Origin of the sequence: Paenibacillus wynnii (assembly GCF_030812855.1) — a bacterium.
In the GTDB taxonomy this organism is placed as follows: Bacteria; Bacillota; Bacilli; order Paenibacillales; family Paenibacillaceae; genus Paenibacillus_AQ; species Paenibacillus_AQ wynnii_A.
Map to the genome: position 1 here is coordinate 1 of NZ_JAUSTK010000044.1, position 13,374 is coordinate 13,374.

The 13,374-nt window shown below is 48.2% G+C and carries 14 protein-coding genes; all 14 read right to left on the bottom strand.

The window, feature by feature from the left end:
• Window positions 1–83: 83 nt before the first annotated feature.
• The 14 genes from J2T20_RS24365 to hisF all read right to left on the bottom strand — a co-directional run bounded on the left by J2T20_RS24365 (window position 84) and on the right by hisF (window position 12,708).
• Window positions 84–275 carry a hypothetical protein gene (locus J2T20_RS24365; RefSeq protein ID WP_307592409.1) on the bottom strand — a complete coding sequence of 64 codons (192 nt, stop codon included), beginning with the start codon at window positions 273–275 and terminating at the stop codon, window positions 84–86.
• Between the two features lie 75 nt (window positions 276–350).
• The gene (locus tag J2T20_RS24370; protein WP_036651317.1) at window positions 351–620 is read right to left on the bottom strand and encodes an HPr family phosphocarrier protein; all 270 of its coding nucleotides are present in this window, start codon (window positions 618–620) and stop codon (window positions 351–353) included.
• 97 nt (window positions 621–717) lie between these two features.
• Window positions 718–1,647 carry a DNA-binding protein WhiA gene (whiA, locus tag J2T20_RS24375; RefSeq protein WP_307592412.1) on the bottom strand — a complete coding sequence of 310 codons (930 nt, stop codon included), beginning with the start codon at window positions 1,645–1,647 and terminating at the stop codon, window positions 718–720.
• A 39-nt stretch (window positions 1,648–1,686) separates the two neighbouring features.
• A complete protein-coding gene (locus J2T20_RS24380) occupies window positions 1,687–2,622 on the bottom strand; it encodes a gluconeogenesis factor YvcK family protein (protein ID WP_307592465.1) in 936 nt (311 codons plus the stop codon).
• A gap of 56 nt (window positions 2,623–2,678) precedes the next feature.
• Complete coding sequence (gene rapZ, locus J2T20_RS24385; RefSeq protein WP_307592414.1) at window positions 2,679–3,578, bottom strand: RNase adapter RapZ; 900 nt, start codon at window positions 3,576–3,578, stop codon at window positions 2,679–2,681.
• A 50-nt stretch (window positions 3,579–3,628) separates the two neighbouring features.
• Window positions 3,629–4,579 carry an ROK family glucokinase gene (locus tag J2T20_RS24390; protein ID WP_307592416.1) on the bottom strand — a complete coding sequence of 317 codons (951 nt, stop codon included), beginning with the start codon at window positions 4,577–4,579 and terminating at the stop codon, window positions 3,629–3,631.
• 204 nt (window positions 4,580–4,783) lie between these two features.
• Window positions 4,784–6,052, bottom strand: coding sequence for a DUF438 domain-containing protein (locus tag J2T20_RS24395; protein ID WP_307592418.1), 1,269 nt, complete (start codon window positions 6,050–6,052; stop codon window positions 4,784–4,786).
• Between the two features lie 33 nt (window positions 6,053–6,085).
• Window positions 6,086–6,313, bottom strand: a complete 228-nt coding sequence (locus J2T20_RS24400) for a DUF1858 domain-containing protein (protein ID WP_307592421.1) — start codon at window positions 6,311–6,313, stop codon at window positions 6,086–6,088.
• A gap of 169 nt (window positions 6,314–6,482) precedes the next feature.
• Window positions 6,483–7,436, bottom strand: coding sequence for a thioredoxin-disulfide reductase (gene trxB / locus J2T20_RS24405; RefSeq protein ID WP_307592423.1), 954 nt, complete (start codon window positions 7,434–7,436; stop codon window positions 6,483–6,485).
• Between the two features lie 24 nt (window positions 7,437–7,460).
• On the bottom strand, window positions 7,461–9,200 hold the full coding sequence (locus J2T20_RS24410) for a tetratricopeptide repeat protein (RefSeq protein ID WP_307592425.1): 1,740 nt from the start codon (window positions 9,198–9,200) through the stop codon (window positions 7,461–7,463).
• Window positions 9,201–9,426: 226 nt separating this feature from the next.
• Entirely contained in the window at window positions 9,427–10,374 is a 948-nt protein-coding gene (locus J2T20_RS24415) for a ribose-phosphate diphosphokinase (RefSeq protein ID WP_307592426.1), read from the bottom strand.
• A gap of 25 nt (window positions 10,375–10,399) precedes the next feature.
• Entirely contained in the window at window positions 10,400–11,227 is an 828-nt protein-coding gene (gene hisJ, locus J2T20_RS24420; RefSeq protein WP_307592428.1) for a histidinol-phosphatase HisJ, read from the bottom strand.
• A 24-nt stretch (window positions 11,228–11,251) separates the two neighbouring features.
• Window positions 11,252–11,953 (bottom strand): bifunctional phosphoribosyl-AMP cyclohydrolase/phosphoribosyl-ATP diphosphatase HisIE, encoded by a 702-nt coding sequence (gene hisIE / locus J2T20_RS24425; RefSeq protein ID WP_307592430.1) that lies wholly within the window; start codon window positions 11,951–11,953, stop codon window positions 11,252–11,254.
• Window positions 11,950–12,708, bottom strand: a complete 759-nt coding sequence (gene hisF, locus J2T20_RS24430; RefSeq protein ID WP_307592432.1) for an imidazole glycerol phosphate synthase subunit HisF — start codon at window positions 12,706–12,708, stop codon at window positions 11,950–11,952. The genes hisIE and hisF overlap by 4 nt, the downstream gene beginning before the upstream one ends.
• Window positions 12,709–13,374 lie beyond the last annotated feature (666 nt).

Consider the following 13,374-nt stretch of genomic DNA (forward strand, 5'->3'; position numbering starts at 1 on the left):
AAATTTCCTGCAAAAATTTCAATAGGCACGACTTTGTTGCTCTGAAGCAAGAAAAAATTAAGACCGCCCTATCCATCCCCCACCTACCTTTGGTTGAGGAAGAGGAATTCCGGGCAGTTTGTTAAAAACTGCAGCATCCCAGCAAAATCAGTGGGTTCCTTTTCAACAACCCATGGAACAATATCTTCTCCACTATGTATCCATTCTTGATAAAAGTCTAAATAGGAAGTTCTTAATTCCATGCAGGGCTTTGATAAATATACAGATATACCCATAATCACCTCCGATTTTCAGGTATTAAAAAAAGCCCATAAAGGGCTTTTAGTCAATCACAAGTAAGGCCTTACAAATTATTGGTTCTCCAGCTCTTCTTTGCTGACGAGACTCGTCAATGCCGTTACAGCTTGCTCCGCGTCGGCGCCATCCGCACTGATGTAAATCTCCGTGCCCGAGCTGATCGCAAGACTCATAATCCCCATGATGCTTTTTGCGTTTACTTTTTTATCGTCTTTTTCCACGAAAATCTCAGACGAAAACTTATTTGCTTCCTGCACGAATAATGCTGCAGGCCGAGCATGGAGCCCCGTCTTCAACCGTACAACTACCGGGTGCTTTGTCATGAAACGCTTACCCCCTATTTGAGATCTTCCCAAAATTTTCACATTAAATTTTATAATATTATATCATTATAACGTAATCCACACTAGAAAAAAAATATTAGCTGCCCCGAACCTTGTCCGCCAGCTCATCAATTTTCCGAAGTCTATGGTTTACGCCTGACTTGCTAACCGTCCCTTTCAGCATCTCCCCGACTTCCTTGAGGTTGATATCAGGGTGGGCCAGTCTAACTTCAGCTACTTCCCGCAACTTATCCGGCAAGCTTTCCAGCCCAACTTCTCTCTGCAGCAGTTTGATATTCTCAATCTGCCGCACAGCAGCACTGATGGTTTTGTTCAGATTAGCCGTCTCACAATTAACGATGCGATTCACGGAGTTGCGCATGTCACGCATAATCCGCACATCCTCGAATTTGAAAAGTGCCTGATGCGCCCCGATCAGACTCAAGAATTCGATGATTTTCTCGCCTTCTTTAATATAGAGTATGAAGCCTTTCTTGCGTTCAATACAGCGGGCGTTGAGGTGGAATTCACCAGCTAGGTCCACCAGCGCCTTGCAGTGCTCTTCATACATGGAGGAAATCTCCAGATGGTAAGAAGAACCCTCCGGGTTGTTCACGGACCCGCCCGCCATAAAAGCACCGCGCAGATAAGCACGTTTACAGCAGTTTTTGCCTACGATTGCCTCGTCAATGCCGTCTGTAAAAATAAAGCCCTCAGAAACTATTCTGAGGTCGTTCAGAATTTCCTGCACACGGGAAGGAATCCGAACGATATAAACGTTATTTTTCTTCAAACGCATTTTTTTACGCACGAGAAGTTCAATATGGACCTGGTAATATTTCTTAAGCAAGGAATAAACCCGCCTTGCAATCGCGGCATTCTCTGTCGAAATGTCCAGAACTACCTTTTTGCTTGAAAGCTGCACCGATCCGTTCATCCGAATGAGTGCCGACATTTCCGCTTTCTCACAGCAGGGCTGGCTCTCGACCATCGTCAGCTCTTTTTTTGTCAGTGCCGCAAAAGACAAGGGTCTCACCTCTTTCTAAATCCTGTAGATTTGTCAGGGTTATCTAGATATCCAATCGGTTACAAGCTGAAAAATATGATTGCTTAGTTTGTCGGTATCATGCCGCAAGTATGTCTTAAACAGTACCAATTTATCCGCAATGACCTTATATCCGGTACCCGCTAGTGCTTCCCGGTCAAGGCGTACCGGACGGGCACCCTTCTCCGCGTATTTACTCTGCACCTGCGGCGGAATCTCTCCGTCATTGACAATCACATAATCGAACAGATGCAGTCCGATATGGTCATACACTGCTTGCAGATGATCGCTGACCGTATAATTATCTGTTTCGCCGGGCTGAGTCATAACATTACAGACAAAAATTTTGATTGCCTCAGAGGATACAACCGCTTCTGCCAGCTTCGGCACAAGTAAATTGGGCAGGATGCTGGTATACAGACTGCCCGGACCAATCAGTATTGCATCTGCATTCTGGATGGCTTCCAGAGCCTCCGGTAGCGGTTCTATATCGGCCGGTTCCAGAAACACACGCTTGATGATGCCGCCAGCTTCAGGAATCTTAGACTCCCCTGTTATAAGCGAGCCATCGGACATTTCCGCGTGAAGCACTACAGCTTCGGCCGCAGCGGGCAAAACCCGTCCGCGAACAGCGAACAATCGGCTAAGCTCCCGGACAGCTGTGACGAAATCACCCGATATATCGGTTAGCGCTGCAAGAATCAGGTTGCCGAGGCTGTGCCCGGCAAGACCTTCACCGCTACTGAAGCGGTACCTCATAATGTCAGCCATCAACGGCTCTACGTCAGCCATTGCGGTCAACACGTTGCGGATATCGCCAGGAGGCGGCATTTGCAGCTCGCTCCTCAAGATGCCGGAGCTGCCCCCGTCATCAGCTACCGTCACGATGGCTGTAATATCCAGCGGCTTTTCCTTCAATCCGCGAAGCATTACAGACAATCCAGTACCCCCGCCCATAACAACGATACGCGGCCGCTCTCTTTGTTCTTCAGCCACTGTAATCCCTTCTCTCGTTAGTGCCGATCGCGTTCGGCATCCCGATGACTAACCGTTACCGATTCTGTCTCGCTGACTCCTAGCATTTTGCCTAAATATTCAGAAATGGCCACAGAGCGGTGTTTCCCCCCTGTACAGCCAATACCGATAATAATCTGGGACTTGCCTTCTTTGCGATACTGTGGGATCAAAAAATGAAGCATATCGAGCAATTTAGTCAGGAACACCTGCGTTTCGGGCCATTTCATCACATATTCATAGACATCATTTTCTTGTCCCGTCTTTGGCCGCAGGTGATCCACATAATGCGGGTTAGGTAAAAAGCGGACATCGAATACAAGATCTGCATCAATGGGTATCCCATACTTGAATCCAAACGAAGTAATATTAACGGAGAGTGTACTTTTACCTAAATGGGAAAAGCGGGATACAATCTTCTCCTTAAGCTGTACTGGCTTCATGCTGCTGGTATCCATGACTTGGGTAGCCGAGTTCTTCAGCTCCTCCAGCATCTTGCGCTCCAGCCGGATTCCGTCAAGCGGCATGCCCTTGGGCGCGAGCGGATGATGCCGACGGCTCTCTTTATAACGTTGTACAAGTACAGAGTCAGTAGCATCCAAAAACAAAATTTCGCAGCCTATCGTTGACTCATCCTTAATATAGGTAAGCGATTCCGATAGGGCGGTAAAGAATTCCCGTCCGCGTAGATCAATCACAAGGGCTACCTTAGCGATTTTTCCTTTGGACTGTTCGATGAGTTCTGCGAACTTAGGGATAAGCACCGGAGGCAAATTATCGACGCAGAAAAAACCAAGATCCTCCAGGCTTTGTACTGCAATCGTTTTTCCTGCTCCAGACATTCCCGTAATAATGATCAGGGTTGCCCCACCGGGCTGTACAGTCTCCAACTCGGTCATAAAAGCGTCCCCTCCCCAGAGTTAGTATATGAATATATAATTTCGTTGTTCTATGAACGAAGCAGCAAGCCGGCAGCGCCTACAATACCTGCATCATTACCTAGCTTCGCCGGAATGATAGTTACTCCCGTTTGAAGAGGAGCCGGTGCCAATTTAGCGAACACACGACGAACCTCATCGAACAGAATATCGCCTGCTTTGGATACACCGCCACCTACGATGAATACTTCAGGATTAAGCACTGCAGCCACTGCCGCCATGGATTTACCCAAGTAAAAAGCCGACCGGTTAACAATACGGATAGCTACCTCGTCGCCCGCTTTTGCCGCATCAAAAACTTCCTTTGCTGCAATCTTTTCTACTAGAGAAAGAGAGGTCCGGTCGCCGCGCGCCACTGCATCATTAGCCATACGAATAATACCCGTAGCTGAGGAAACGGTTTCCAAACAGCCCATATTTCCACATCCACATTGAATCGCTTCCAGATCTGGCACTACAGAGATATGACCCAGTTCACCAGCTAGACCGGCGAAGCCTTGATAGATTTTACCGTTGATAATAATACCGCCGCCAACCCCTGTTCCCAGTGTATAGCAGACACAATTATCTATGCCCTGTCCCGCACCGCTCCATGCTTCACCCAGTGCAGCCACATTCGCGTCGTTGTCTATTTTGACTGGCTTATTCAGTCGTTCCTCCAAAATGGAACGGATCGGCACATCTCTAAAACCTATGTTAGGCGCAAGTATGATGATTCCTTCACGGATATTCGTAAAGCCGGCCACTCCCGCTCCCACGCCAGCAAGCTGGTCCCATGAATAAGGAGAGTCCTCCACAATTTGACGTACATACTTTTCGATGTTATCGATAACGGTATCGACGCCGTCCGCTGTTCCTGTGGGCCCTTCATACGTATGCAGCAGGTTCCCTTCGGCATTGCAGATTCCAACCTTGATTGCGGTTCCACCCAAATCCACGCCAACGTAGATATTTTCAGACATGTAATAAGCCACCTTTTTCTATGCTAAAATAGTTAATCCTACGTTCCCACTATAATAGAAGCCCACCCTGCGGTCAAGGAAAGGCGACACACCCGGACAAGCATTATTTAATAAGTTTTTGGAAGTAGAAACAAGCTCAGGTCCGCACAGAAAAAACTCCCCTGCCCGACAGGCAAGGAAGTCCATACAAGTCTATAAATCTGTCTATTCCGACAAAATACGTTTTTGTCCCTCTAGCGCGCGGATTGGGGCAATATTTTGCGTAAACTCCAAGGTGCCCATGTAACGTCCTTCCGCATCACGAACTGCAAAGTAACGAATATAGATGAATTTATCCTTGATAGCGATCCAGAAATCCTCAGCATCCTTGCGGCCTGCCTTGAAATCTTCCAGCAGCTTTTCTACGACATGCACGCTTTGCGGCGGGTGACAGTTCTGAACGGTACGGCCAATAACCGCTTTTGTACGGGCAAAAATACGCTCTTTACCATGGGAAAAATAACGCACCACATCATTCTCATCAATAAACGTGAGGTCAACGGGCAAATGATTCAGGACAGTCTCCAACTGATGGAGGGACAAGAGGCCTGTCTCAAAGCGGATAAAGCCTTGTGGGGCTGTTCCCTCTTCTTCTTCCGTCTCCTTGGTTTCTACGGCGCCTTCCGGCTCACCCGCACGCTCTGGAATCCACTCCTGGTCAGGTGCTGTCAAGCAGAACCCTATCTCATCGCTCTCCCGTGCTATTTTAACCCATTCATCCTCAGTCAACTTATCCAGCGCCATGGGTAGAAGAATATTTTCTTCCTTGAAGATCATCTCATTAACCTCAGTAATAATAAGAGCCAGGGCTTCACCAATCTCTGTTTTGTTACCTTGATAATCACTAAGCGTCGTCTTGGCGGACTTAATCATATTCCGGATACCGTCATCCACACCCCACATGACCTTGGTCGGTCCATAGATGCCGTACTTTTCGAGGTAAGGAAATACCAAATTTTCTTTACGGCTGTAATGTTTATCGAGATCCAGCAGCAGACTCAAGTCTTCTAACAGCTTGAAAATGATTTCTTCGCTGTCGTTCTTCTGGAACTTATCGGCATGCAGCGCCAGACGGAAATTCACGAGCCGTTCGATCTCACGGTTCTCCAGCTTGAAGGTGTGTACCGGGTGACCTGGCTGCTCCTCCGGCTTGGACGAGCGGTGAATCTCCTCAATCGAGCCTTTAAAAATTGCTGTATGCACCGAGCATAAACGCTGTACCTCAGAGACAGGGATGCCCTCCTCTGTCATTAGAGAATGCTCCATAGCAGAAATTTCTGCCACCGTTACATCCCCCACTGCTTCTGCAAAACGGGCTTTCACTTCATCCACACTTTTGCCTGCATGCAGCTCCTTAATGATCTCTCTGAGCATAGCTTGTCGGCGGGTTTGTTCCGGTACATCTACTTCACGGTTGTTAATCAGTTCGCTCATTTTATGTCTCTCCTTTTTTATATATCAGATCATCTATTCAACAACTTCAAAGCCGTAACTCTGAAACGTTAGCTTAACGGTGTCTATGTTCATTTTTTTAAGCTTGATGCCTTTAGACAAGGTCATGAAGCGGCCTGCAGTCTGCAGCATACCCGGTTTGGCGATATCTCGGAATCCTAGCTCTACCATAATGTCGATGGCTTCTGGATGCCTACTTACCAGTTCAAATATGGATTCTTCCAGCTTCAGCACTTTTCCCATACGCCTCTCCCCTTCAACATGAGAACTATTCTCAATCTCAGATTAGCATAGGCAAAATAGGGGGATTGTGATTCTAGTCACATACTTAAAAATTTAACAAAAAAGACTGCCCCTTCGCCTTAATGGCTTAGGAGACAGTCTTTGTTCAATTCATATAGAATGCAGCTTGTTATTTATCGAGTGATTCGCTCCAGTCGTGTACCATCGTGCCTTCAAGATATTTCTCGGCATCCATAGCTGCCATACAACCTGTTCCCGCTGCAGATATGGCCTGACGGTAACGGGTATCCTGCACATCTCCGCAAGCAAATACGCCAGGAATATTGGTCTCTGTTGTACCAGGGTTTACTACAAGATAACCGTTGGCATCTGTTGTAAGCTGTCCGCCCAGGAAAGACGTGTTCGGCGTATGACCAATCGCGACAAAGACACCGTCCGCTTCAACAAGCTCTTCGATGCCTGTGTCATTGTTGCGTACTTTAAGACCCTTCACGCCGGTATCCCCTACTGAAACCTCAAGCGGGGTACGGTTAAGCGCCCAAACCACTTTGCTGTTATCCCGCGCACGGTCCTGCATAATCTTGGATGCACGCAGTTCCGGACGGCGGTGTACCAAGGTTACACTGGAAGCAAACCGGGTAAGGAAACTGGCTTCTTCCATTGCAGAGTCTCCTCCGCCCACTACGATAATCTTTTTATTGCGGAAGAAAAAACCGTCACAGGTAGCACAGGTGCTGACCCCGCGACCCACATTCTCTTGTTCTCCTGGAATTCCGAGGTATCTAGCGGAAGCGCCTGTCGAGATAATAACAGACTCTGCCTCTAATACTCCTAATCCATCTACAGTTACTTTAAACGGCCGCCCAGAGAAATCCACAGAGTCCACCCAGCCATTCTTGAACTCGGCACCAAATCGTTCCGCCTGCTTGCGCATGTTATCCATGAGATCAGGACCTAGAATCCCGTCAGGAAAGCCTGGAAAGTTCTCCACTTCAGTCGTGGTTGTCAGTTGTCCTCCTGGCTGCAAACCTTCAATCACCAGCGGACTCAAGTTGGCACGGGCCAAATAAATGGCTGCGGTCAGCCCGGCTGGACCTGTTCCGATTACAATTGTTTTGTACATAGCAGTGGCCTCCTCACATGGGTTTTATATATTTTCAGTAAAAGGCGGAAAACTGTCGGTCATACTTGCTTTGATGTCGCACTCATCCTCAATACGCCGCACATAGCGGCTTACCATGGAAGGTGATACTCCATAACGCTGCGCCACTTCGCGGTAGGTTACCGGTCGATTATGCAGCTTTGCAGTTAAATACTCCAAGGCAGCACACCAACCATCGGTATGGCGGAAAAAAGGAACATCCGGATATAGATTGCCCACAAATTGCTTCCATAGTAATTCTACAGCTATCTTCTGGGCTGAATCGTATCTTCGATCCATCATACCGACGGTCTGATCAATGATTCGCTGCCAATCCTCTTTCCATTCGGGTTGCATTTTATGGCGTTGAGGAGAAATTAACTCCTCTCCCAATAGAGGTTCTGTCTCCGTATTCTTACCCGTAAGTCTCTGCAGGCTAAACAGGGCTGCTTCTTGAAGTTTATCTTCCTGGACAGGTTGCTCTTCAATAATTGCTCTTAAGACCTCGGACATCTCTTCGTCCTCAATCCATCGCAATGCCTGTGTAACCTGCAGCTTCGTATTGGAATCTCCGTAGCGGAGTGCCCAGAAGAAGGAGGAACGAATCAGAGGATTGATCCGAACTTCTTCAGCGAAGCTGCCTTTGTTATCTTTCCAAAGCTTCAACTGCTCTTGAAAGGGGAGCTGATAGTTATAGCTCACCGGGGGAATCGGCTGGTTGTCTTTCAGCGCTTGCTCCAGCTGTGCCAGATAGAACCGAGGCACCACCGATTCCGGGTCCAGCTTGCCAACCTGCCGCCAGCAGCGCTCGGCTTCAGTATATAGACCGCTGTTGCTGGCAGCTGCCGCACAGTAATGATAGAGACCGGCATCGCCGCCGACCTCTTCATCCTTCAGCAGTCGGCGAAAATGACCGTAAGCAATTCGATGACGGCCCAGAATCCCCATTGTAGTCGCCAGCTTAAATACATGCTCTTGGTGGAAGGGAATCGTCGCTTCGAGCATTCGCAGCAGTCTTTCCAGCGATTCGTTATCCCCTTCGTATTGCAGGAAGATGGCCAAATTGCAAAGCGCATGCAGATCACCCGGAGCAAGGTCCAATACCCGCTCGATTGACTCCTTAGCTTTGGCGAACCGTCCCATATAGAAATACGCCAGCGCCAGGTTGTTATGCGCCGCCAAGAAATCAGGCGTATTATTCACGATTTCCTTCAGCAGCTTCACGGCTTCCGTGAACTTGCCTTCCTCAAGAAGCGCACGGGCACGGTCATGCTCCACTACACCTTCACGGCTTCTGATCCGGTGCAGAGGGGCCGGTCGATCGAGCTCATAGTTCAGGAGCTCCATCAGCTCCTCCGATTCCATAAGGAAATCGCCGTTAAGATCCTCTTCAAGGTACTTCACCAAAGAACGCTCAGCTTCCTCGAAGTTATCCATATTAGCGTAATTATTTGCCATATAGAAGTGACATTCTGTTAAAGACGAATCAATATTCTCAAGCACATGGGTCAAAATTTCGTTCGAAGCCTCATAATTACCCATCTCTGAGAATATACCCGCCACATTACAATGATTAACCGGATTGTCCGGCTCATACTCTGCAGCTTTGCGAAAATTTTTTAATGCCTTATCATATTGAAAGCGATCCAGTGACCGGACGGCTCTTTCAAAGAAAAAATTGGCATTCAGGGTGATGGGAATAACATTGCCGTTGCCCACATCATTCTCTGAAGATCTCTCAATCATGGAAGCAAGGCACCTCCTTGTAAGCTTCCTCCTCACGAAAAATAGGAGGTCGGTGCCTTTCGGCTGCCGGTTCTCCAAACTTTTACGCTGCACCGCTTCCATTTTTGGCTGCGGCTGTATTCACCCAGTATACCACAAGTGTGGGCAGGATTCTCCAATCCGAGGGTCCCCTATACTAACCAAATTCAGAGAAATGTCCATGAAATAAAAAAAAAGACGGGGAATATTAAATTCCCGCGTCTCTGAACAGCTTGTCTATAGAACCGCCTTCAATAATGATACGTGTAGCTTGCGCCAGCATCGGTGCAACGGATAATACGGTAAAGCGGCTCGAATGATCCTCCGGCAGCAGGATGGAGTCTGTAATGACCACTTCATCAATTGCCGGATGCTCCAAACGCTCCAAGGCAGGTCCTGAGAACAGTCCATGTGTTGCGCAGACAATACTGTTCTTGGCTCCTCTTTCCTTTAAGCTCTCTACAACGTTTACGATGGTTGTACCGGTATCGATCAGATCCTCAATAATAATTGGGGTTCTTCCTTCAACATCTCCGATAACATGCGTAATCACCGATTCATTATGAGCAGGTCGTGTCTTGATCATTATTGCAAACGGCGAATTCAGCCTGTTAGCCAGCTTCTCTGCCATAGAGGCACGACCTGCATCCGGGGAAACGACGACCAGATCGGTGAGACCTTTTAGCTTCAGGTGACCGCTAATCAAATCCAATGCAGTCATATGATCAACTGGAATATTGAAGAATCCTTGAATAGCAGCAGCATGCAAATCGATTGTAATGACCCGGGTAGCCCCGGCTGTGGTTAATACATCGGCAACCATTTTGGCGGAGATAGGCTCCCGCGGTGCAGATTTACGTTCCTGTCTGGCATATCCATAATAAGGTACAATAATGTTGACCGTTCTTGCCGATGCTCTTTTTGCCGCATCAATCATGACCAACAGCTCTACGAACATCTCATTGATGGGATGGGAGAGGGATTGCACCAAAAATACGTCACAGTTCCGGATGCTCTCTTCGTAATGCACATAAATCTCGCCGCTCATGAACCGGGTTAGCTTAATCTGCCCCAATTCCACACCCAGCCGCGTCGCAATATCTGCGGCTAGCTTTGGATTCGACGAACCGGAAAAAATACGCAGTTGATGATGCACTATAATGCCCTCCTATAGTTTTATTTTATAGCTCAAACGAAACAGAGGTACGGCGTCGGTCTTCAAAGACTGACAACTCTCGGAACCCCGTCTCCCACAGCTGCCTGCGGGCTTCCGGCAGTCCCTCACCCAGCTTAGCTGGGTCATGTGCATCTGATCCAAGGGTAAGCGGTATGCCTAGCTCCAAGGCCTGCTTCAACACATGTGTTGCAGGGAACATCTCCTTGCAGGGTTTCGTCAATCCCGAAGCATTCAGCTCCATAGCGATTCCGCTGCTTGCTATCGCTTTCAAAGCGCCAAGCTCAAGCTCTCTAACCTCAGCCTGAGCTTCTTCAGTGACCGGAACATATCCAAAGCGTTTGATAACGTCTATATGTCCTATAATATCATATAATCCGGACGTTGCAGATTTACTTACAGCATCATAGTAACGTCGATATACCTCCAGCACATCCTTACCTTCCCAGCCCTGAACCTGCCGGTAATCCGTAATATCCCATTCTCCCAAAAAATGAACCGATCCTATGAGATAATCCCATGGATAGGGGGCTAACAGGTCACGGATCACCTCTTCATAGGCTTCAATATAATCGGCCTCAAGCCCCACCCGTAGGTCAATTACCCCCCGATATCGCTCTTTCAGCGCGAAACATTCCTCCACATACCGGGGAAGCTCCGCAAGCGGCATAGCCATCTCCGGATAATACTGGGCCGGGTCCACATGAATTAAGGGAAGATGGTCGGACAGCCCCAGCTGCTCCAAACCCAGCTCAATGCCGCGCTGCACATACTCTTCCAGCTTGCCTATGGCATGGCCGCAGCGCTCATGATGTGTATGATAATCGATATGCATGAAAGAGGCCCCCTCCGTTCTGCTCTAGTCGCGGCGCGGCCGCTCGTGGCGGGCGCTAAGCTCTGTCATAATGTCGTCCAGCGGAAGCTTTCTTTCTTGCAGAAGCACCAGTAAGTGATACAGGAGATCGCTGATTTCCAGGCGCAGCTCAGCATTGTCTTTATTTTTGGCGGCAATAATCGTCTCGGAGGCTTCTTCGCCGACCTTTTTCAGAATCTTATCGACACCTTTATCAAATAAATAAGTAGTATAAGCACCTTCTGGACGTTCTATTTCACGCTCTGCAATAACCCGCTCCAACTCACCCAGTACCGCAAAGCGTTCGCTGTCCGATTTGTTCGGTGATTTTGCCGAAGTCTGTTCACCGCTTAAGTAAATCTCACGATAGAAGCATGAGGTCTCTCCCGTATGGCATGCAGGCCCTTCGGGCTTAACCTTAACCAGCAGCGTATCGCTGTCACAATCATAATATACCGAAGTAATGGCCTGTGTGTTTCCTGAAGTCCCGCCTTTATGCCACAGTTCACTTCTCGACCGGCTCCAAAACCATGTTTGTCCGCTCTCCAGTGATAACTGAAGGGATTCAGCATTCATATAAGCGAGCATCAGTACTTCAAGACTACTGTCATCCTGAACAATTACAGGCACCAGGCCTGCTTCGTTCCAACGTATTCCTCCCAGAATCTCTTCCCGGCTCAGGGCTGTATTCCCTCTCTCTTGACTCATCGGATCTCCACCCCTTTTTGCTTCAAATCTGCTTTTAGATCATGTATAGCAATTTCTTTATAGTGAAAAATCGTAGCCGCTAATCCGGCATCCGCTTTACCCTTCGTGAATACATCGTAAAAATGATCCTTCTGCCCGGCTCCCCCGGACGCTATAACCGGTATACCGAGCAGATCACATACAGCCGATGTCAGCTTCAGATCGAAGCCGTCCTTTGTACCGTCAGCATCCATACTGGTCAGCAGAATCTCGCCTGCACCTAATTTTTCGGCCTCTTTGACCCAAGTTAAGGCTCGTATGCCGGACGGTTTACGTCCTCCGTGAGTGTACACTTCCCACTCGCCCCAACTCTCATTATATTTGGCATCTACCGCTACGACAATACATTGTGAGCCGAAACGGCGCGCGCCTTCCAGAATGAGCTGCGGATTGTTTACAGCCGCTGTATTAATTCCGATTTTATCCGCACCCGCACGTAAAATTCTCTTCATATCCTCAGGTGTAGATATTCCTCCGCCAACCGTAAAAGGAATGGCGATCTCACCTGCAGTCTGCCGTACCACTTCGACCATTGTCGCCCGTCCTTCTACGGAAGCTGATATATCCAGAAACACCAGCTCATCCGCACCTTCACGGTCATATATCGCTGCCAGCTCCACCGGATCTCCGGCATCGCGCAGATTCACAAAATTGACGCCCTTGACGACCCGTCCATCCTTCACATCCAGACAAGGTATAATGCGTTTTGCTAGCATAAAATCGCTCCTTTCCATGTGTTTTCGACGAAAACCTTTTCGATCCCCCTAAATCCCCCTTAGCCAAGGGGGAACCCCAAGGGCCCCGGCCCTCTGGACACCCGGAACATTGGTGCATGCGGGGCAGAGGTGCTCCTTAGTTACAAACTGCTATGATCGCTAATCCCTACGGGACCGCTTGAACGTTTGGCGCGACTGCAAGACCAACATTACAAAACTACAGAGACTGAATTCAAAACCATTAGACCCTCGTGTTCCACGTTTTTGGCCCCTTCGGGACGACAAGCTTGCGCTGTCTGCGGTAGAGATAGAAAGAAATAGAAACCTGTAAAGCTAATCTGACCTAACCAACCTAACCAGACCTAACCAGACCTAACCAGACCTAACCAGACCTAACCAGACCTAACCAAACCTAACCAAACCTAACCAAACCTAACCAGACCAAACCAGACCTAACCAGACCTAACCAAACCTAACCAAACCCGGCCAATCCCTATAACCCTAATCTTTATTGCACAAAGTACATCTATTTGCCCATTTTAACGAGGAAAACGTACTTTAACTGTATTTCGTACAACTAAATCCATGAAACTAGCTCCAAATCAGCTGTTCTCCTGTTTATAACTGCAGAAAGTACAACTATTTGAGCTGGAGGGAGCTATTCGG